The organism is Thermosynechococcus sp. JY1331 (assembly GCF_031583475.1).
GTDB lineage: Bacteria > Cyanobacteriota > Cyanobacteriia > Thermosynechococcales > Thermosynechococcaceae > Thermosynechococcus.
Genome location: NZ_CP134180.1, coordinates 1,080,063 through 1,100,439 on the forward strand (window position 1 = coordinate 1,080,063; position 20,377 = coordinate 1,100,439).

General features: G+C 53.5%; 16 protein-coding genes and 1 pseudogene. 4 read left to right on the forward strand and 13 right to left on the reverse strand.

Annotated features, from left to right (window positions below; genetic code table 11):
• Positions 1-113: 113 nt before the first annotated feature.
• Positions 114-803, forward strand: a complete 690-nt coding sequence (locus RHJ31_RS05115; protein WP_302677602.1) for a hypothetical protein — start codon at positions 114-116, stop codon at positions 801-803.
• A 2-nt stretch (positions 804-805) separates the two neighbouring features.
• Here the strand turns inward: RHJ31_RS05115 and RHJ31_RS05120 are convergent, their stop codons facing one another.
• The 5 genes from RHJ31_RS05120 to RHJ31_RS05140 all read right to left on the reverse strand — a co-directional run bounded on the left by RHJ31_RS05120 (position 806) and on the right by RHJ31_RS05140 (position 9,838).
• Positions 806-1,438, reverse strand: coding sequence for a tRNA-(ms[2]io[6]A)-hydroxylase (locus RHJ31_RS05120; RefSeq protein ID WP_302677603.1), 633 nt, complete (start codon positions 1,436-1,438; stop codon positions 806-808).
• Positions 1,395-1,886, reverse strand: coding sequence for a universal stress protein (locus RHJ31_RS05125; RefSeq protein ID WP_302677604.1), 492 nt, complete (start codon positions 1,884-1,886; stop codon positions 1,395-1,397). The genes RHJ31_RS05120 and RHJ31_RS05125 overlap by 44 nt, the downstream gene beginning before the upstream one ends.
• 196 nt (positions 1,887-2,082) lie before the next feature.
• On the reverse strand, positions 2,083-2,760 hold the full coding sequence (gene ubiE, locus RHJ31_RS05130) for a bifunctional demethylmenaquinone methyltransferase/2-methoxy-6-polyprenyl-1,4-benzoquinol methylase UbiE (RefSeq protein ID WP_302677605.1): 678 nt from the start codon (positions 2,758-2,760) through the stop codon (positions 2,083-2,085).
• A 9-nt stretch (positions 2,761-2,769) separates the two neighbouring features.
• The gene (locus RHJ31_RS05135; protein WP_302677606.1) at positions 2,770-5,052 is read right to left on the reverse strand and encodes a cache domain-containing protein; all 2,283 of its coding nucleotides are present in this window, start codon (positions 5,050-5,052) and stop codon (positions 2,770-2,772) included.
• Between the two features lie 88 nt (positions 5,053-5,140).
• Positions 5,141-9,838 carry a translocation/assembly module TamB domain-containing protein gene (locus RHJ31_RS05140; RefSeq protein WP_302677607.1) on the reverse strand — a complete coding sequence of 1,566 codons (4,698 nt, stop codon included), beginning with the start codon at positions 9,836-9,838 and terminating at the stop codon, positions 5,141-5,143.
• A 163-nt stretch (positions 9,839-10,001) separates the two neighbouring features.
• Between RHJ31_RS05140 and RHJ31_RS05145 the strand changes: the two genes are divergently transcribed.
• Positions 10,002-10,721 (forward strand): SDR family oxidoreductase, encoded by a 720-nt coding sequence (locus RHJ31_RS05145; protein ID WP_302677608.1) that lies wholly within the window; start codon positions 10,002-10,004, stop codon positions 10,719-10,721.
• Here RHJ31_RS05145 and clpX read toward each other — a convergent pair.
• From clpX to tig, 3 genes are all read right to left on the reverse strand, one after another.
• On the reverse strand, positions 10,718-12,040 hold the full coding sequence (gene clpX / locus RHJ31_RS05150; RefSeq protein WP_302677609.1) for an ATP-dependent protease ATP-binding subunit ClpX: 1,323 nt from the start codon (positions 12,038-12,040) through the stop codon (positions 10,718-10,720). The genes RHJ31_RS05145 and clpX overlap by 4 nt on opposite strands.
• Before the next feature lie 32 nt (positions 12,041-12,072).
• The gene (clpP, locus tag RHJ31_RS05155; RefSeq protein WP_149819305.1) at positions 12,073-12,762 is read right to left on the reverse strand and encodes an ATP-dependent Clp endopeptidase proteolytic subunit ClpP; all 690 of its coding nucleotides are present in this window, start codon (positions 12,760-12,762) and stop codon (positions 12,073-12,075) included.
• A gap of 84 nt (positions 12,763-12,846) precedes the next feature.
• Positions 12,847-14,301: a trigger factor gene (gene tig / locus RHJ31_RS05160; RefSeq protein WP_302677793.1), complete on the reverse strand. Its 1,455-nt coding sequence runs from the start codon at positions 14,299-14,301 to the stop codon at positions 12,847-12,849.
• Between the two features lie 264 nt (positions 14,302-14,565).
• Between tig and RHJ31_RS05165 the strand changes: the two genes are divergently transcribed.
• Together RHJ31_RS05165 and gltX are read left to right on the forward strand one after the other, a co-directional pair.
• Positions 14,566-16,665, forward strand: coding sequence for a TIGR00300 family protein (locus RHJ31_RS05165; protein ID WP_206200144.1), 2,100 nt, complete (start codon positions 14,566-14,568; stop codon positions 16,663-16,665).
• A 58-nt stretch (positions 16,666-16,723) separates the two neighbouring features.
• Positions 16,724-18,181, forward strand: a complete 1,458-nt coding sequence (gene gltX, locus RHJ31_RS05170) for a glutamate--tRNA ligase (protein WP_206200143.1) — start codon at positions 16,724-16,726, stop codon at positions 18,179-18,181.
• Here the strand turns inward: gltX and RHJ31_RS05175 are convergent.
• From RHJ31_RS05175 to RHJ31_RS05185, 5 genes and pseudogenes are all read right to left on the reverse strand, one after another.
• The gene (locus tag RHJ31_RS05175; protein ID WP_225901570.1) at positions 18,171-18,542 is read right to left on the reverse strand and encodes a pentapeptide repeat-containing protein; all 372 of its coding nucleotides are present in this window, start codon (positions 18,540-18,542) and stop codon (positions 18,171-18,173) included. The two genes, gltX and RHJ31_RS05175, sit on opposite strands and share 11 nt — an antisense overlap.
• Entirely contained in the window at positions 18,542-18,775 is a 234-nt protein-coding gene (locus tag RHJ31_RS13225; protein ID WP_206201691.1) for an IS630 transposase-related protein, read from the reverse strand. The genes RHJ31_RS05175 and RHJ31_RS13225 overlap by 1 nt, the downstream gene beginning before the upstream one ends.
• Positions 18,776-18,806: 31 nt before the next feature.
• A pseudogene (locus RHJ31_RS13230) lies at positions 18,807-18,956 on the reverse strand (hypothetical protein); the annotation flags it as partial.
• Between the two features lie 106 nt (positions 18,957-19,062).
• The gene (locus tag RHJ31_RS05180; protein WP_302677610.1) at positions 19,063-19,566 is read right to left on the reverse strand and encodes a hypothetical protein; all 504 of its coding nucleotides are present in this window, start codon (positions 19,564-19,566) and stop codon (positions 19,063-19,065) included.
• A complete protein-coding gene (locus RHJ31_RS05185; protein WP_206200141.1) occupies positions 19,563-20,363 on the reverse strand; it encodes a site-specific DNA-methyltransferase in 801 nt (266 codons plus the stop codon). The genes RHJ31_RS05180 and RHJ31_RS05185 overlap by 4 nt, the downstream gene beginning before the upstream one ends.
• Positions 20,364-20,377: the final 14 nt, after the last annotated feature.

The window sequence follows — 20,377 nt, forward strand, 5'->3', positions numbered from 1 at the left end:
CACTTTGGCAAGTGCCTATGCATAGCCACTGCAGACCAACGGTACATTTTATAGTAGGCAACAATAGAGTTCGTCTGCACCACCAATATCATCAGCCAAAGGTGAGACACCAAATGTTGAAACAGCGCGCCACGATCATCACCATTGCCATTGGGTTGCTGGCCTCAGGCATGAGCGGCTGTGGCTTTATCGTCACTGAAGTTGAAATAGACCCTACCAATCAACCCAATCAAGCGGTGGCGCCACCGGCAGCAGCTGCCCCAGACCTTGAACCCGAACCCCCCAGTGTCACCGCATCTGCGGTTGCGGCATTAATTCCTCCTACCAACCCTAAAACCTATGTTGAGGGACTGACAAATGTCGGTCGTGCGAATCCCTTCGCCCCGCTGCTTCCCCCCAACAGGAACGAAGCTCCCAAGGGTGAAACGCCAAACGGTGCGCCCGCCGCTACGGGTAATGCGGGTAACGGTTCTCCTCAAACAGCTGCTAATGGAACAGGTACTCCCGCTGCCGCCATTCCACCCACCCCATCACCCCTACCGCCCCCAGTGGACGCCCAAGCGGTGAAGGTTTTTGGTGTGGCTGCCGTAAATGGTCGCCTACAGGCAATTATTCGCTCGCCCAAAGAGAATGTCACCCGTACGGTGCAGGTGGGGGATACGATCGCTGGCAATGTGCTTGTGCGCGCCATTGATGCCTATGACACCACACCCGCAGTTATTTTGGAGCAATTTGGTCAAACGGTGCGCCTTACGGTCGGTCAGCCCACCACTGCGCAAGAGGCAACGCCACCCACTATCTAAGGCTAACTGTGCATACGAGGCAAGGGGTAGGGCGTGCTGAGAATCTCACTCTCAAGGACAGCCAACTGCTGCAATCGCTCTGCTAGCACCTCTTGACCAAAGGACTCATAGGCCAAGTACCAATAGGTGCCATAGTGGCGTGCCTCAGAGGTCACAAGGCTGGCAAAAAATTCTGCTAACTCCCGATCTGGGCAATGCTGAGCCAACAGTTGCAACCGCTCATGGCTGCGAGCTTCAATCAACGCGCAAACCAATAGGGTATCGAGAAAGCGATCGGGTTCCTGCGGGCGGACAGCGGCATTCAAGCGAGAGGCGTAGGGGGGTGCACTGAGGGGGGCAAGGGCAATGTGGCGGCGTTCCAGTTGCTGATTGACTTGACGGAAGTGATCGAGTTCCTCTTGGGCAATATCGGTGAGGGCATCCACTAAGGGCTTGTGGGAAGGATAGCGAAACATGAGATTGATAGCTACGCCAGCCGCTTTGCGCTCACAGTGGGAGTGATCGAGCAAAATCGTATCCAAGTGAGCGATCGCCTGCACCACCCAATCGGGGCGGGTAGGTTGCACAAGAAACTTAATGCGAATGGGCGCTTCAATCACGGCGGCGCTGGACGGTGAGCACAGAACAGGGGGCATTGTGGAGCACATAATTGCTGACACTGCCAAGGAAGAACTCGCTCAAGCCCTTGAGACCCCGCCGCCCCAGCACAATCAAATCACTTTCCCAATCTTTGGCCAGATCACAAATGGCCCGACCCGCATCCCCTAAGGCTTGGGTAAATTCTGTGGGTACGCCCTTTTCGGTGGCAATTTGGGTGAGATTGCGCAGCATATCCAAACCTTTTTGCTCAAAGTTTTCCCACTGCTCGGCATAGGTACGCATCACTTCCTCATGGAGTCCCACATAAACCCCGGAAGCGAAGGGGGTGGTAAAGATGGGGTCAGGATAGGATTCATTGGTGGGTGAAAGGACATGAATGAGCATCATGCGGGCTTGGTAGTGCTGTGCCAAATCCAGCGCCGTTTGAAAGACCTGTTCTCCCAGTTCACCGTCGTCAACGGCAACGAGAATTTTTTTGTACATAACACCCTGCCCTCCAATTTGCCTACCGCCTTTTTCACAGTCATGGAGTCCTGCTCAAGACTGCCCAAACCCATTCCTATTCCTAAAAGCGAATCTCACTCCTGACTCCTCAACTGTTCATCAAAAAATAGAAAAAGGCTCTATCTCTAGCTTAGAGGATTCCCACGGGGCTAAAACCTACATTTTGTAACGTAGATTACTTTTGCGCAACAGTAATCGCCATTAGCCCGCCCAAGAGGGGGTAGTGTTTCACGTGCTGAAAACCCACGTTTTGAATTAGATCACAGAGGGTGGCTGGGCTGGGGAAAGCCTGAATACTCGGCCACAAATAGTCATACTCTGCGGCCAAGCCATACTGACGGGCGGTGGGCACCACCCACTGTTGCAAGTACCATTGCTGAAATTGCTGGAGTGCGGGGGTTTGGGGATGGCTAAAGTCAAGAATGGCGACTCGCCCAGCGGGAATCAGCAGCCGAAATATTTCCCTGAGAGCTTGGCGAATATCCACGACATTGCGCAGCCCATAGCCCATGGTGATTCCTTGAAAGGTTTGATCTGCAAAGGGCACAGCCAAAGCATCCCCCTGAAGCCATTCAATTTGGGGGTAATGGCAACTGCGTTGACGGGCGATCGCCAAGGGTGCCGCCGCAAAGTCTAACCCCACCACCCGCCCCTGCTGCCCCACCCGCCGCGCCAGCATACGAGTCAAATCGCCCGTGCCACAGCAGAGATCTAAAGCCGTTGCCCCTGCAGGCAGTTCGAGCCAGTCCACGGCCATCTGTTTCCAGACATGGTGAAGGCCAAAGCTGAGTTGATCATTGAGGCGATCGTAGAGGGGGGCAATGCGCTCAAACAGGGCTTGGATATCGGTCATGGTTTAGCCTTAGCGCTGGCGACGCTGACGCAAATAGTTCGCCTCACGGCGTAATTGCTGAAAGTACTCCGTTTCGGTAATTTCTGCCACCTGCTGCCGCCGTTTTTCGTGATCAATTTCCACCCTTAGCTCTTCGATTTGCTGCTGCATCGCTTGTTCACGCTGTTTGCGCTCAGTAATGTCCTGCACCAATCCTTCATAGTAGAGAATCTTGCCCTCGGCATCCCAGACCGCCCGCATATCCAATTCGACCCAGATGATCTGGCGATCGCGCCGATAGGCCTTGAATTCAAAATGTCCCGTTGTTCCTCCAGTCGCAAAATGATTCAGAATCTCATCACGGGTGCTGGCTTCCACATAGATTTGGTCGCGAATACTGGTGACGCTCTGCACCATTTCTTCAGAAGAGTCAAAGCCAAAAATTCTGGCCATGGCGGCATTGACCCGAATAAACCGATTTTCTGTTGACGCCTGAAAAATCCCCTCAAGGGCATTCTCAAAAATACTGCGGTAGTTTTCCTCAGCAATGCGCAGTGCTTCCTCGGCGCGAATGCGATCGCTAATATCAATACCGACGGCAACCGTATGGGTACCCTGCATGTATTTTTGCAAAGCCACGAGGTAAAATGCGGTTTGACTATTGCGCTTAACGGAGATCACCCGTGAGGCAAATTGATCGCGAGAATCCACAAACTCCTGCATAAAGGCTGCCAACTCTCTATCCTCACGCAAAAAGCCCAAGGGACGACCAATAAACGCCTCTGGTGGCAAATTCAAGGTTTCTGCCAACTTGCGATTCACCCCCTTATAGATGCCCTCGGCATTAATCCACGAGATCGTACCCGGTACCGCATTGAGTACCGCCTCAAACTGTTCATTGGCCTCAAGCAGTTCATCACGAATCTGCTCAAGAGAGCGGTTTTTCTGGGCTAACTCCTCAAAAGAGATCCGCAACTGGCGCATCATGGCATTAAAGGCATTGGCCAGTTCTCCCACCTCATCAAGGGAGTGCACCTGCACCAGTGTCGTCAAATCCCCTGCCTGCACGCGGCGGGTCGAAGTCGCCAAGGATTGAATGGGTTTGACAATGGCATTGGCCGTGAGATAGGCCCAAACACTGGCCAACAACAGGGCACCAAGGGTAATGGCAAAGGCCACCAACCGTTTCTGGGTGGTCATGGTATGAATCCACGCTTGGGACTTCCCCACAAAGGCGATACCAATGGGCGGTGGATGCGGCAAATCGAGCTGCTGGCGAAAGTCCTGCAATGGACTGTAGATCGTTACATAGGGAGAACCCAAAATGTCAGTTATGCCCAAAAACGTTTTGCCCTGATTGAGCACTTGAGTGGCCACTTCGCGAGCGACGCGGGTACCAAGGGCGCGAGTCTGACCATCGGTGTAAGGTACATTGGTGGCAATCCGCAAATCTTGGGCAAAAATTGTTGCCACCGTCTCTACCGTGGACCATTCTGTGGTGGCATCCACAAGATCCGGCATATTGTTGAGTAAAATGCCCGTCAGAATTAGCCCCTGAAATTGGTTGTTTTCATAGAGAGGCTTTGCGGCAAAGGCCAGTAAGCCAATATTGCCGTCCGCAATGGGGTAGGTACCCACAGGGGCTGGCCGTTGCTTAGCGGGTAGAGTTGCAATGGGTTGAGGACGCAATGTGATCTTGGCCTGCTGGGCTAAGCCCAGTTCTTGTAACTGCTCACGACTGAGGAGCACCAGACCGCTAATCATCTGCTGGCGATCGCGAGCCACTTGAAACATCGGTAAGTGAGCAATACTGCTGGCTTGATGTGAGCTGAGACGATAGTAGGAATGGGTTTCGGGGGTCAAGTCGAGGAGTGCCTCTCCCGTTTTAGCCAAGACCATTGTTTGCTGGGCGAGTACCTGACCACTAGCATCGCTCACCAGCATCAGATTCATGGGACGCTCAGTGGGATCCACCTCCTCAAGCAGATCGCGGATAGTGGAGGGATTCATCATACGGGTGAGGGGTTGACCCACGTGCTGCACATACATCCCATTGGCAATCAAGAGGGCTTGAATGCGAGACTCATAGGCCAAGTTATCAATTTCCCACTGCAAATCCTGCAAACTAGAGCGCAGTTGCTGCTCAAGTTGACGATCGAAGTTATGATTACTGACCTGAATCAGGGCTTCGGTAATAATCACGGCTGGAAAGAGCGCCACAAGAGCCAAAGCCAAGGTAAATTTCCAACGCAGACTTAACCGCTGCCATGCGGTCGAGAATCGTTGAGATAAGGCTCTAGCGGAATTTTTCATCAAGATTGATACCGAGGCTACTGCAACTGCCGCAATTGCTACTTTCCAAGCTTGAGCGTTGCTGGCAGTACATTGATCTTAGACGACCTTAAAAACGGTAACGGAATTCAATAAAGCCTGTGCCCTGACCACTGGTGCTCACCTGTCCGCCAAGGCGAATCTGCTCTGTCACCTGAAACCCAAGGTTAAACCGCGTCGGATCACTGGGAGCGGTGAGCAACTGCAAGAGGGAAACCGAGGTAAAACTGTTCACTTGAAAACCCAGTTCAGCCCCTAGGGCAAGGGTTGGGGCTTGGCTTTGGGCCTGGCGATCGGGGGGCACGACGGCTGGAAACATCCGAAAGGAAGTGCGGTTACCCGTGGCCTGATCAATCAATGCCTGTAGGTTGTTGAAAAGAGCTGATCCGGCAAGACTGGCCACCGCCGCTTCTCCCCCCACTTGGTTGAGATCCGCAATTGAACCACCGCCCATCAAGGCAAGGAGTTCGGTCGTGCTGCGGGCAGGGGTACTGGATAGCTCAAGCACCGCAGGCAAATTGGTTTGCAATTGACTGGCACGACCATTGATGCGGGCAGTGATCCGAATGGTGTTCAATGTTCCCAGACTGGTGGCTGTGAGGGAACCCGCATCGGAGAGTCGCGTCACGGTGCCGGGGGTATAAACTTCAGTGGCAGTGGCAGCAAGGGTGAGGTTGAGTTCGGGATCTAAGCCATTGGCGGGAGTAAAGAGCACATAGTTATCCGCTCGCCGCTGGAGCAAAAAGAGGGTGGTGAACAGATTCAGTTGCCCGCCTGTGAGGCGAATTTTGCCGTCAGGCTGGAGACTATTGAGACCCCCATTGAGGGTTAAACTGCCAGTGGCCGTTAGGTTGAGAACGGGCGATCGCGTCACCCGCAAGGCATCTGAGATATTAATTACCAAGTTATCAAAAGCTAGGGGTTCAAAGGGACTGTCAGCAGGAGTGGCTAACCCATTGCCATTGACCAAACCATTGATGGCGCCTAAATCCAAACGGCCTTGGCTGAGTTGGACACTGCCCCCCAAATCAGGACTCAGGAGCGTATCCGTAATCACGAGGGTGCCATCTACGGTGCCGCGATAGATATTGCCGGCATTCACTTGCAAGCGTCGCAAGGACGCGGTGAGGGGTGTGGCAGTATCGGGATCATCTGAGGCTAAGGGAGTCTGAATTGGTAACACCCCTGCCATGGTAATTTGCCCTTGGCTAAAGAGACCTTGAATGCCATCCACCCGCAGGCGATCGCGATCGAAGCGCACCCGCGCACTGAGATTAGTCACCGGTTCCTCAAAGGCAGGAGTTTTAATCACCGCATCATCCACACTCAGGACGCCATTCACCATCGGCTCCGCCCACGTTCCCCGCAGTTGGGCTTGGAAAACTCCCCTTCCTTGTTGCCATTGCACCTGATCGGTAAAGAGGTTGATCAACGACAATCCCTCATCCTTGACACTCACATCTAGGGCTAACTGTGGATCCACCACGGGTCGCGGGTCAAGGGGATAGATCAAGGGAACCGAACCTGTCACCATGAGCGGTTCTGGCGTATCCAAGCGGGCGATCGCCTGAAGGGCAAGACGATTTTGGGCGTAGCGGAATGTGGCATTCGCTGCCTCCAAGGGACGTTGATTCAACCGACCCTCCGCAAGGGTCGCCTCACCGGCGAGAATGGGCTGCTGCCATGAGCCAGTCAACACCGCTTGGGCATTCACCTTACCGTCCACATCCACCCCCGGCGGCAAAAGACTTGCCACAAGACTCACAGGGAATTGCTCTAGCCGCAGTTGGGCATTTTGCTGGTTACCGCCAAGAATGCCATTGACGTTTAATTGCCCACCATTCACAAGCAGATTGAGGGTTGTCAGCACCAGTTGATTTTGGGCAAAGCGACCGCGACTCAGAAACTGATCAACTGCGTAATTTCCCCACTGCCAATTGGCGCCCTTAAGATCAAAGCTGGCCACCAGACCCGACTGCGGGGTTTGACTCAGATTGATTTGGCCATTAAAAGTCCCCTGAAGTTGCTCCAAGGGGGGCAGCAGCTCCGGCCGCCGCACCAAAGCCGCTTGGGCTTGTAGCATCTCAATTTCGGCAAGGCGGCGAATTTGTGTGAGCAGTGAGACTTGCAGACCTTCCCCTGCGGTGGGTGTGCCCAAATCTGCGGCAGTCCCCCGAGCGGTGGGTTGGCCAATCCCGAGGACGATGGCGAGTCCCGTTAAATCCGCTAAATTGCCTTGGGCAATCGTCAACTGCGCTCCCAATTGTTGAGGCTGGAGATCGGCAGTGAATTGATAGCGATTTTCCCCTTTTGTAAAAAGGCCAGATTGAATCGTCAGGCGATCGCGACTCAGACGGAATTGCGCTTGCAGGCGATCGCCCCGCCATGCCCCTAACCCCGGTCGCTCTACGGTAAAACTACCCTGCCCCCTCGTCCAATTTTGCAACTGGAGATTGCCTGAGGCCACTCCTGCGAGAATGGCTTTTTCGGGGAGTTCCGGGAGCCGTAACCGCAGGGATTCCACAGGAAACTGCTGCAGACGCAGATCAAAGCTCTCCCCTTGGCGCTGGCCGATCAGTTGCGCCTGTTGCCGTTGAACCAGCAGTGAGCGGGGTAAGCCATCAGCATCCAAACGAAATGCCAAGCGATCGCCCCCCCCCTGTACATTGAGGGCTGCCCCCTGTTGTTGGCTCAAGGTAACCGTGCCCGTGAGTTGAGGGGCAAAGCGCAAATCATTCACCGCCAATCCTTGGGTGAGCAGTGCCCCCTGAAACTGGAGCCTATCGAGGCGGCCTGTGAGTTGGCCTTGAAAGGACGTGGTACCGGCAAGGGTGAGGGGAACGGGGAAATTCGGTTCCAAGAAAGTGCTTAAGGTACTCAGGGGGAGATTTCTGGCTTGGATGCCCAATTGAATGTCAGTGGGTTGTAAGGCCGCTAAATCAACACCAATAGTGCCCTGGGCGCGGATCGCACCGAGGGTGGCTTCTTGCACTTGCAATTGCTGACCATCCCAGTTCAAAACTGCAATCAGCGGATCACCCGTGGGGGTTTGATCCACTTGCAGATTGGCACTAGCTCGAATCGCTGGTAGCGTTAGTTGATCCACCCGTCCTTGGGCGATCGCCTGGCCACTGAGACGACCTTGTAACTCTTGATTCAACTGCCGTAGGGGAATATTCTCAGCCTGAGCCTGCAACTGCCACTGACCGGCGGCGGCTTGCACTTGGCCCCGCAGACGCCCCCCTAAAAACTGCATTTGAAACTCCGGAACGAGCAGTTGAGTTTGCGTCAGACGGGCGGTGCCCCGCAGTGGATACTGAGCCGTCGGTAGTTGAAAGGCGGCATTGGCCTGCCAAGCCTCTGGGGTACGCAGATTGCCAGCAAAGTCCAGTTGTGCAAACCCCTCCCCTAGGGACACGGGCGGAGCCACATCGTAGCGGCGGGCGATCGCCTGCAGATTCACCTGCTGCACTTGTGCTTGGCCACGAAACTCGCCCGTGGGTTCTACCCCAACCGTTGCCTGTACCTCACCGCCATCCACCAACTGGGCGCGAACCTCCATCAGCCTAACCCCTTGCTCAAGGGACGCCATAAACGGCAGCCGTACCTGTTGCAGTTGCAGTTGATCCACTTGGAGCGGCGTTTGGCTGCGCAGTTCACCCCTGACTTGGGGATTCTCCAGATCCCCCTGCACGCGAAGGGTGGGAACTTCCACTTGACCCCGCAGGGGAACCGGTGGCGTAATCTGCAAGGCCGTTAAGGTAGGGGCGAGATCAAACCTCGGCACTTGCGCTTCAATGTTCCAGCCGCTTCGGAGACCGACGGTGCCTTGAGCCTGCCAGCGGACATTGGCGATCGCCCCGCGCAAATAGTGCAGCTTTGCCTGATTGCCCTGCAATTGCACATGGGCTTGTAATCCCTTGATGTCTTGGGGCACAAAGGCCGTGCGTAAAGTACCATCCCGCAACCAAATTTGACCCGTGACTTCGGGGGTTTCTGGTAAAGGCAGACGAACCCGTAATTGGCCCTCCAATTGGCCGCCTTGGACACGAATGGTCTCTGGCAGAATCTCATTCCCGAGCCCAAGGGGAATCTTACTGAAGCGCAAATCCAGTTGTCCTGATTCTTGGGGTTGGTTCCAGTCCCCCTGCAATCGCCATTGGCCACCCCCGGCCAGTTGTCCTTCCGCTTGACCTTCGAGGGCAAAATTCTGGCGATCGGGCGTCAGAGTCAATCCGCCATGAATTTGGTGCAGCAGGTAGGCAGGACGCCGAAAGGGTTGAACCAGCACAGAGCCATCCCGCACCTTCACCCTGATTTGATTCAGTTGAAAAAAGCTCGGCTCCTCCTCTGGCAGCTGAACTTCTGTGCGCCACCACCGCCCTTGGGCATCCTGAACCACTGTGAGTTGGGGTTGGTGGAGAGTCACGTCGAGATCTAATTTTTGACCTGTCAGAAGCTGCCATGGATTAAAGGCGACTTCAATGCCATTGATTAGCGCGTTGTCCAACTCGGGAGTGCCATCTTCTGGCGTGTAGCTGGGAACCGCTGAGGAGCCAAAACGAACAACATTCAGCCCGACGTGCTCAACGCCGCCAATTTCCACTGGCCGATTGAGACGCTGTTGTAGTTGTTGGGCAATTTCAGGAGCCAATTCATAGTGCACAAACCACCACGCCCGCGTTCCACCGAGCACCACCAAGGCAATCATTCTCCATCCCCACTGACGAGACCAAAGGGTAAAGGGGGGTTGTGGTTGCTGCGTCATTCATCCCAACTCCGTCACACCTAGGCAAGACGCTTAACAGCTCAATCCTAATACGCAGAACAAAGGCTCGTCTTTCTAAATTTGATCGCCTAAGCGATGGGTAGGTTCTGGGCAATTCAAGAAACGCTAGGATAAAAGGATGAACGTAAAGAAATGTAACAAAATGAGTGTCTTAGCAGATCGTGTGGTGTTAGTGGTGGGTGCCACAGGTGGCATTGGTCAAGCCGTTGTTGAGCAACTCCAAGAAACGGGTGCCAAGTTGGTCTTAGCGGCTCGCTCGAGCGATCGCCTGCAAGCTTTGGCAGAGCAGCTTCCCTCCTCAGTCACCGCACAAATTCAGCCCTGTGACATCACCCAGCCGGCGCAAGTGAGCAAATTAATGCAAGCCATCCGCAGTGAGCAGGGACGACTCGATGTATTGATCAACGCGGCGGGGGCTGGCCTCCTCAAGCCCTATCAAAAAATTACTGCGGCTGAACTGGATCAGATGTTGGATCTCAACCTTAAGGGTTGCTTTTACACCAGCCAACAGGCTGCCGAACTCATGAAAGAGCAACAACAGGGACACATCTGCACCGTTGTCGGTATCCTCGGTAAACATTCAATGGCGATGGGGTCAGCCTACTGTGCTGCGAAATTTGGAGTCGTGGGCTTCAGCAAGTGTATGGCCGAAGAACTCAAGCGCTATGGTATTCGCTTTAGTCTATTCTACTTTGGCGGTGTGGATACGCCCTTTTGGGATGCCGTCAGCCTCAAAATCGATCGCCAGAAACTGCTGCGACCGGCCACCGTTGCCCGTCTGATTCGCGCTACCCTAGAAACGGATCTCCATGCGGTTCCCCTTGAGTTGAGCTTGATGCCCGATAGCCACGTCTTCTTCTAAGCAGAAAGCGTAGGCAGCGAAGAAGGATGCAGGAGTAGTTCAGCCGTGGAGCGTTTTTCCACCATTTCGGGCGTGATGGTACATTCGCGCAGGTCTTTGCGGGAAGGCAGTTCGTACATCACGTCCAGCATAATCTCTTCAACAATGGCGCGCAGGGCACGGGCACCGGTTTTACGACGGTAGGCCTCTTGGGCGATCGCCTCTACCGCCGCCGGTTCAAAGCGCAACTCCACACTGTCCATGCGCATGAGTTTTTGGTACTGCTTCAGGAGCGCGTTTTGAGGTTGGGTAAGAATTTCTGCCAAGGCGGCCACATCCAACGGCTCTAGCACGGCCACCACGGGAATACGGCCAATGAACTCTGGAATCATGCCGTACTTCACCAGATCGTGGGGTTCCAGTTGCTTGAGAATATCCGCAGAGCGTTTTTCCTTGGGAAGGGGTTCGCCATCGCGGACAAAGCCCATTGCCTTCTTGCCCACCCGCTGCTCAATGGTTTTCTCTAAACCAACAAAGGCGCCCCCACAGATAAAGAGGATATTCGTCGTGTCAATTTGAATGCAGTCTTGGTAGGGATGCTTGCGCCCCCCCTGCGGCGGCACATTGGCGATCGTCCCCTCTAGCATCTTCAGCAGCGCCTGCTGTACCCCTTCCCCGGACACATCACGGGTAATTGAGGGATTTTCACTTTTGCGGGCAATCTTATCAATCTCGTCAATATAGATAATCCCCCGTTGTGCTTCCTCCACATCCATATTGGCGGTTTGCAGCAAGCGCAGCAGGATATTTTCCACATCTTCCCCCACATAGCCGGCTTCCGTGAGGGTAGTGGCATCGGCAACGGCAAAGGGAACATCGAGGAGCTTCGCCAATGTCTGAGCTAAGAGGGTCTTGCCAGAACCCGTCGGGCCAATCAGGAGAATATTGGACTTTTGCAGTTCGACATTGTCATCGCCCCGCTGATCACCATCCAAAAGACTCAGGCGCTTGTAGTGGTTATAGACCGCAACTGAGAGGATTTTCTTAGCTTCATGCTGGCCGACCACGTGCTTATCAAGAAATTCCTTGATTTGCCGAGGCTTGGGCACTTGGCTGAGGGGCCGACTGCGGGGTGTGCTGCGGGGCGATCGCGACGGTGTAGCCTCTCGACGGGGAGCCGCCGCATTGGGAACGGTGGCCAATTCCTCATCGAGGATTTCATTACACAGTTCTACGCATTCATCACAGATATAGACCCCAGGGCCGGCGATGAGTTTACGCACCTGTTCCTGTGACTTACCACAAAAGGAGCACTTGAGGTGGGTATCATATTTGGCCATAGGGAACCTCTAGGGTTGCACGTAGGGTGTACTTAGTGGCTAGGGAGGGTCTGCCGCGTCACCACCTGATCAATCAGACCGTAGGCCTTGGCCTCTTCAGCGGACATAAAGAAATCCCGCTCCGTATCAGCTTCAATGCGCTCGATGGGTTGCCCCGTGTGCTGTGACAAGAGTTCATTGAGCTTGCGCTTGTGGTAAAGAATTTCCCGCGCTTGGATTTCAATATCCACTGCCTGACCCTGGGCACCTCCGAGGGGCTGGTGAATCATGATCCGCGCATGGGGCAGCGCCATCCGTTTGCCGGGGGTACCGCCAGACAGTAAGAAGGCACCCATACTCGCCGCCAAGCCAAAGCAGAGGGTACACACATCGGGGCGAATGTGCTTCATGGTGTCGTAGATGGCCATGCCGGCTGTAACCGAGCCACCCGGTGAGTTGATGTACAGGTAAATGTCTTTTTCCGGATCCTCGGCATCAAGGAATAGAAGCTGTGCCACGATGGAGTCAGCAACCGCATCATCAATGCCGCGGCGATCGCCCGCACCCCCCCCTAGGAAGATGATCCGCTCCCGCAGGAGTCGCGAGTAGATATCAAAGGCTCGTTCACCCCGCCCCGACTGCTCAACCACCATCGGCACAATATTGGCATGGGTAGGCGGCAGGTTGAGCGCTGGAGAGCGCAGAATGGCACTGAGGGGATGGTCGTAACGCGATTGCAGCATAGTTGCCTAGAATGACGGTTCGTTTGTAATTAATTGTAACTAGCGGTTTGTCCCCGTAGGGATCATCACTTTCATTATGCCGAACTATTCTTGGGCTGGGGCAGAACTTGCTTTTTTCCCAGAGCGTTTTTGCGGCTTAGATGGCTTTTCAGCAACGGCCTCCGTCTGGGTATCTTTGGGCGCTTCAGCAGTCGCTGTGGGCTGCTCAGTGGCTGTGTCGGACTGCACTGGCTGAAATGTATTTTGCTCTAGGAGCCAGTTGAGGGCTTCCTCCTGCTGCACTTCATCGTGGGCAAATTCGCGGAGTCGTTCTAGATCCTTGGCTGTTTGGTTGCCCAACACCTCTTTGTAGCGGTTCAGCCGTTCCTCCACTGCGTCGGGACTAGGTTCAATGCCCTCTTGACGAGCGATCGCCCTCAACAATAAACGGGAGTGTACCTCCTTCGCTGCCCCCGGCTCTGCCTCTTGACGCATTTTTTCGTAGAGTTCCTCGGTCATGATCTTGTTGAGATCAACGCCTTGGGACTGAATTTGCATCAGCGTCGTCCGCACCTTCACATCTGCCTCTTTGCGGATCAGGGTTTTTGGCAATTCAACTGGATTTTGGGCAATGAGGGTATCAATGAGGGCAGCTTCTTTCGCTTTCTTGTCTTGATTTTCAGCTCGCTCCTGATGGTTTTGTTCTAGATAGGCCCGCAATTCTGCCATCGTACTGAATTCACTGTGCTCAGCGGCAAAGGCATCGTCTAGGGGGGGCAGTTCCGGTGCTTTAATCCCTAAAAGTTCAATCTCAGCAGTCAATTGTTTGGGGATGTCTGCTTTCCCTTCCTTGACTTCCTCGGCAACAGACACCGTCACCGTTTTGGCTTCACCGACACTCATGCCGACAACAGCAGCAGGAATTTCTTTAATCAAAAAGGGTTGCTCTTCATCGAGGGACAGGGGCAGTTCATCTGCTGAGAGTTCCTTCACCACCTCGCCATTTTCATCTTTGGTCACCAGTTTTAGGGTGACATCATCGCCCCACTGAGCGGGTCGGTCTTCGACAGGAATGAGGGTGGCGTGCTCCCGTTGGTGCCGCTGCAAGAGCTTCTCGACAGTTTCGGGATTGTAGGTGACGGGATTGTACTCAATGGTTAGCCCTTTATAGGCTGTGACTGTCACTTCTGGTTCAACATCAAACGTGACGCTGAAGGAAAAGTTTTCGCCGGGCTGAAATTGCTTCAGTATTTCTGGAATGTCCCCTTGAAGTTCAAGATTACCCAAGTAGGGGATATTGTTCTTTTCGACAGCGGCTTTGACAGTGTCCTCAATCAGTTTTTCCATGGCCACATAGCGCAGCCGCTCTTTGCCAATTTGCTGCAATACCAGCTGCCGGGGGGCTTTGCCCTTGCGAAATCCGCGTAGCTGTGTATGGCGAAGGAGATCATTGACCACTTGGTTATACACCTGTTGAGAGTGTGCCCCCGAAACCTCAATCGTGGCGAGGAGTTGGCTATTGGCACGGGGTTCAGTCGCCATGGAAATGATGTCAGTCACGTCAGTCAAGGTCATTCCCCTTCGCAAATGGTGTCAGTTGGCTGTGCGCGATCGCACAAATCATAATTTTAGCGCAGATTTCCCCTGCTATTTGCAAATGGAGTTGCGCTTAAAGACACAGGGCAATGGGTGTAATGTCAAGGTTTGATGACAAAACTAATCGTCAGGATCCCCACTGCCTATAGAATAAAAGTTTGTCATGGGTGCCGTGTAGCCCACACCTAGACCGTTTTCACAAATTGCAACGATTTCTAAACAACCCCTATGAGTTCAACCCTGCGATTCCTCATGTGCCCTCCCACCCATTATGAGGTGGACTATGTAATCAATCCTTGGATGGAAGGAAATATCCACAAGTCCTCCCGCGATCGGGCACAGGAGCAGTGGCAAAAACTCTACGAAATTATCCATGCTCGGGCCACGGTTGACCTGATTGAGCCGCAGCCGGGCTGGCCGGATATGGTGTTTACGGCGAATGCGGGCTTGGTGCTCGGCGATCGCGTGGTGCTCAGTCGCTTTTATCATCCAGAACGTCAAGGGGAAGAACCCTATTTCAAAGCGTGGTTTGAATCTCAGGGGTATCAAGTTTTTGAGCTACCGAAGCAACTGCCCTTTGAGGGAGCCGGAGATGCCCTCTTGGATCGTGAGGGTCGCTGGCTGTGGGCAGGGTATGGCTTCCGTTCAGAATTGGATTCCCATGCCTATTTGGCGAAGTGGCTGGATATTGAAGTCCTCTCCCTGCGGCTCATGGATGAGCGTTTCTACCACCTTGACACATGTTTTTGTCCGCTCACGGATGGCTACTTACTTTACTATCCTCCCGCCTTTGATGCCTACTCCAACCGCCTGATTGAACTGCGGGTACCAGCGGATAAACGAATTGCCGTTAAAGAGGCTGATGCAGTCAACTTTGCTTGCAATGCCGTCAATATCGATCGCACGGTGATTCTCAACTGTGCCAGCCAAGAATTGAAGTCTGCCCTTGCCCAAGTGGGCTTTGAGGTGGTGGAAACGCCCCTGACAGAATTTCTCAAAGCGGGGGGTGCAGCTAAATGCTTGACCTTGCGGGTGACCGAACCCGTGCGCCAAGAACTCCATGCCACGGCGACAATTCCCAGTCGGGTCATTCATCTGGAGGGACACCTCCTCGACTCTGGCCTTGTGAACCGTGTCCTAGACACAATTGTGGAAAGTGGCGGCAGTTTCCAAGTCCTGCAATTTAATCTTGGCGAACAACGGCAAAGTCCCTCCCAAGCGGATATTCGGGTCATGGCGCCCGATGCCGAGGTCATGGATGCGATCATGGCGCAGTTGATCACCCTCGGTGCGATTTTACCGCCCTCAGAGGTGTGTGATGCGACCCTCGAAACCGTCACCCAAGCGGGGGTTGCCCCGGATGACTTCTATGTAACCACGATTTATCCCACAGAGGTACGAGTTGCCGGCGAGTGGGTTCGGGTTCAAAACCAACGCATGGATGGGGCGATTGTGGTGCGCTCAACCCCGGAAGGCACGGTGGCGGAGTGTCGCATTCTGCGGGATTTAGAGGTGGGCGATCGCGTGGTCGTGGGCGTCGAAGGCATCCGCACGATTCGGAAAACGGAAAGCCAGCGCAGCACCCAAGAGTTCACCTTCATGGGATCAGGGGTCTCCAGTGAACGCCGCGTCGAACTGGTGGTGGAACAAATTGCTTGGGAACTGCGGCGCATCCGCGATCAGGGGGGCAAAGTGATTGTGGTGGCCGGCCCAGTGGTTATCCACACCGGCGGTGGTGAGCATTTAGCCAAGCTGATCCGTGAAGGCTATGTCCAAGGACTCCTCGGCGGTAACGCGATCGCGGTGCACGATATGGAGCAAGCCATCATGGGCACCTCCTTGGGGGTGGATATGCAGCGGGGCGTTCCTGTGCGGGGCGGTCACCGTCACCACCTGAAAGTGATCAATACCATTCGTCGCTGTGGCAGCATTGCCAACGCCGTGGCTCAGGGCATCCTCACCAGTGGCGTGATGTATGAGTGTGTGAAGAATAATGTGCCCTTTGTCCTAGCGGGGTCAATCCGTGATGATGGCCCACTGCCCGATACCCTCATGGATTTAATTGAGGCGCAGCGAGAGTATGCCCGCCTGATTCAGGGCGCAAACATGATTTTGATGCTCTCGTCAATGCTGCACTCCATTGGTGTCGGCAATATGACCCCCGCCGGGGTGAAGCTCGTCTGTGTGGATATTAACCCAGCGGTCGTCACTAAACTAGCGGATCGGGGTTCTGTGGAATCCGTGGGCGTGGTCACCGATGTGGGACTGTTCCTCAGCCTGATGGTGCAGCAGTTGGAGCGGCTGAATCGTCCCTATACCCTTGCCTAGAAGCTTTTCAGCCAATGGGGTAGGATCGAAAGGGCAATTTTTGTATTCGAGGTCAGCAGTGACAGTTCGTGTTCGTTTAGCACCGAGTCCGACAGGAAATCTGCACATTGGGACTGCCCGTACCGCTGTGTTCAACTGGCTTTACGCCCGCCATCGGGGAGGGAAATTCATTCTGCGGATTGAGGATACCGATCGCGAGCGGTCTCGACCTGAATATACCGAGAATATCCTTGAGGGCTTGCAATGGCTGGGGCTGACGTGGGATGAAGGCCCCTATTTCCAGAGCGATCGCCTTGATCTGTACCGCCAAGCGATTCAAACCCTCTTGGACAAGGGACTTGCCTACTACTGCTACTGCACCCCCGAAGAACTCGATGCCCTGCGAGCCGCACAAAAAGCCAAGGGACAAGCCCCGCGCTACGACAACCGTCACCGCCATTTGACCCCAGAGGAGCAAGCCGCCTTTGATGCCGCAGGACGCACCCCCGTCATTCGCTTCAAAATTGAGGACGATCGCCAGATTGAATGGCAAGATTTAGTGCGCGGTCGAGTGAGTTGGCAGGGGGCTGATCTGGGGGGCGATATGGTGATTGCGCGAGCTGCCCCCCGCGGCGAAATTGGCTACCCCCTCTACAACTTGGTGGTGGTCGTCGATGACATTGCCATGGGCATTACCGATGTCATTCGCGGTGAAGACCACATTGGCAACACACCCAAACAAATTTTGCTCTATGAAGCCCTTGGCGCCACTCCCCCCAACTTTGCCCATACTCCCTTGATTCTCAACTCAGCGGGGCAAAAACTCTCGAAACGAGATGGGGTGACCTCCATTTCTGACTTCCGAGCCATGGGGTATTTAGCCCCCGCCTTGGCCAACTACATGACACTCTTGGGTTGGTCGCCCCCTGAAGGGATAGGGGAACTCTTTACCCTTGATCTGGCGGCGAAGCACTTTAGTTTTGAACGAATTAACAAGGCAGGTGCCCGCTTTGATTGGGATAAGCTCAATTGGCTCAATCGTCAGTACATTCAGCAACTAGAGCCAGCAGAACTTTTGGCAGAACTGATTCCCTTATGGCAGGGGGCAGGCTATGCCTTTGATGAGGGGGGCGATCGCCCTTGGTTGCTTGACCTTGCCCAACTCCTTCAACCGGGTCTCAACACCCTCAAGGAGGCCATTGATCAAGGGGCAGTTTTCTTTGTACCCACCATCACCCTTGATGCTGAAGCAATGGCTCAACTGAGTCAACCCCAGAGTGCGACGATTTTGGCGTACCTACTAGCACACTTGCCGACAGAGCCAAAGCTGACGGTGGAGATGGGACAACACCTGATTCAACAGGCCAGCAAAGCCGCAGGGGTGAAAAAGGGAGCAACGATGCGATCGCTGCGCGCTGCCCTCACGGGTGCTGTCCACGGTCCTGATTTAATGGCGACGTGGCAAATTCTCCACCAACGGGGCTGGGATCAACCGCGACTTGCGGCAGCATTGAAACAGGCACAGGTTACTTCCTAGGGGCTGGGGGGCGATCGAAGATCGTTTGGCTTAAATTAGCCCCACTCAAATTTGCGCGATCGAGATCTGCCCCCTTCAGGTTTGCAGCCGTCAAATTCACATCAATCATGTTTGCCCCCTTCATGACCGCATTCTCCAAATTGGCACCGCTAAGGTTGGCATTGACAAGGTTGCTAAGGGTGAGGCGTGTTCCCACCAGTTGTGCCCCTGCCAAATTGGCATTGACCAAAATCGCTAGATAGAGACTGGCACGGTTCAAGTTTGCCCTTTCCAAATTGGCGCCAAAGAGATTCGCACCCGCCACATAAGCGCCCTCCAAATTGGCACCTGCTAAATTCGCCTTAAACAAATTGGCATCCATTAGGTTCGCGCCCCGCAGATCACAGTTTGGACGCCAAATCGCTGGGCACGGTCGATTAAACGGTCATCGGGATGGGCAGCAACATCGGCTGCTAAGGCCGCCCAATCCAGCTTCCAAGGACGACGGAGGACAACTGTGGGGGCTAAGTCCTCTCGCTTCAGCCAGCGATGGATGGTGGCGCGACTGACCTGAAAGATTTGAGTCGCTTCACTGATTTTGCCACCTTGCTGGATGTAGGAGACAACCCGCTCTCGTCAGTCCAAGCTATAGCTCATATTCTTGAGTAACATTCATGACGCTTTGAGTATAGCCTATCCCTCTTGAAAATATCTCATCTCCTTTCGAAATGGCTATAGCATCGAGGTAGAGGTTATAGTTCAGGCGATCGCTCCCACTGCTCATTTGTCGCGGTGTAAAACTATTGCTGCCCCCTTGGCTTAGTTGAACCGTTACGGGGCGGTCAGTTGACCAAGAGAACCTACAAGGTGCAAGTCATTGACTCCTTTGCAGGTAAATTCGATTAATCATGGGAGCTACTGATTTGATAGACAACACGACCATGCTCCCTAGCCCAGTTTTCCGAGAAGCTGATATGGGAAATGGCATTCCGACTTTGATCAAGCTGACGATTTGCTTCGGTAAGTACATCACTAGGTTCTAGCTCGTAAATCACTTTGCAGTTGATTTGGTTTTGCTTCTCAAAAACGGCTAAGTAAATTTTTGTGTTGCGGGTAATTCGTGTAAGTGATTGGGCACGCTTTTCAGGAGGTTCCTTAAACATTCGGTCAAGCTGACCGCTTCCACCTTCTATACAAGATAAATATTCATACTTTTCACTTGGGTCGCTCATGGCATGAGCATCGGCATCACGCTTAGAATCAACTAGTTCGTGACCTAGCAGGTCAGCAATAATCATTTCCTTAACTAACCCCGGCTGCAGTAGGTTGCGAATACCAATTGTTTGAGCAAGTTGAGAGGCTTGACGGATCAGATCAACAATTTGACGATAAACTTGCTGTTTCACCAATCAAAAAGCCTCCCCGCGATTTCATACTCTGCCTCACGTAATCTCTCGTTTGCTGCTTGGACAAACTTTTGATCTTGCTCAATAGCAATGAAATGCCTTCCCAAGCGTTTACAAACTACAGGGGCTGTACCGACACCGGCAAATGGATCAAGCACTAAGTCACCCTTATTAGAGCTTGCCTTGACTAAGCGTTCAATCAGCTGCTCTGGCTTTTGAATGGTATTGAGTGCTTCGCGAGCTACTAGTTCTTTTGATTTATACGTGAGCTGTTTAATATCTCCCCAGACATCTCCTGGGTTTTTACCTTCTTCATTGAATTTAGTTTTGCCATACTTACCATTAATCACTGATGGTACCCGCTCACAACGACGACGGTGCTCTAGCTCTACTAGCTGTGGTACCCGAATAGCATCTAAGTTAAAGGTTTTGGGACGCTGGCCTTTAATAAAGTAACAAATAAGATCATAGTTATTTGTGTAGTTGATCCGTCCTTGGGCTAGGCGACTGGGCTGATACCAGACAATTTTTGCCTGTAAGTTAAGAAATGGACGGTAGTCAATAAAGTCAATACAATCAGGTTTACCAAAAAGGTAGAGTGCTCCTCCCTCTTTCAATTTTTCAGCAAAGATAGTGATGAGTTTGAGGTTAAACTCTTGGATGTTAGAGATGCGATCCCATGGATTGGTGGTTACACCGTAGGGGCCGTCGCAAATAATGAGATCAATGCTCGCACTTTCAATCTGGGGCAAGAGGGTAAAAGCATCAGCTTGGTAGATACGATCAATCTCTAGCATGCTTTCGCTCAATG

Bases quoted from the DNA above. Each gene is read 5' to 3' on its own strand.
- RHJ31_RS05115 (WP_302677602.1), top strand. From the start codon at position 114: ATGTTGAAACAGCGCGCCACGATCATCACCATTGCCATTGGGTTGCTG.
- RHJ31_RS05120 (WP_302677603.1), bottom strand. From the start codon at position 1,438: ATGCCCCCTGTTCTGTGCTCACCGTCCAGCGCCGCCGTGATTGAAGCG.
- RHJ31_RS05125 (WP_302677604.1), bottom strand. From the start codon at position 1,886: ATGTACAAAAAAATTCTCGTTGCCGTTGACGACGGTGAACTGGGAGAA.
- ubiE (WP_302677605.1), bottom strand. From the start codon at position 2,760: ATGACCGATATCCAAGCCCTGTTTGAGCGCATTGCCCCCCTCTACGAT.
- RHJ31_RS05135 (WP_302677606.1), bottom strand. From the start codon at position 5,052: ATGAAAAATTCCGCTAGAGCCTTATCTCAACGATTCTCGACCGCATGG.
- RHJ31_RS05140 (WP_302677607.1), bottom strand. From the start codon at position 9,838: ATGACGCAGCAACCACAACCCCCCTTTACCCTTTGGTCTCGTCAGTGG.
- RHJ31_RS05145 (WP_302677608.1), top strand. From the start codon at position 10,002: ATGAGTGTCTTAGCAGATCGTGTGGTGTTAGTGGTGGGTGCCACAGGT.
- clpX (WP_302677609.1), bottom strand. From the start codon at position 12,040: ATGGCCAAATATGATACCCACCTCAAGTGCTCCTTTTGTGGTAAGTCA.
- clpP (WP_149819305.1), bottom strand. From the start codon at position 12,762: ATGCTGCAATCGCGTTACGACCATCCCCTCAGTGCCATTCTGCGCTCT.
- RHJ31_RS05165 (WP_206200144.1), top strand. From the start codon at position 14,566: ATGAGTTCAACCCTGCGATTCCTCATGTGCCCTCCCACCCATTATGAG.
- RHJ31_RS05175 (WP_225901570.1), bottom strand. From the start codon at position 18,542: ATGGATGCCAATTTGTTTAAGGCGAATTTAGCAGGTGCCAATTTGGAG.
- RHJ31_RS05185 (WP_206200141.1), bottom strand. From the start codon at position 20,363: ATGCTAGAGATTGATCGTATCTACCAAGCTGATGCTTTTACCCTCTTG.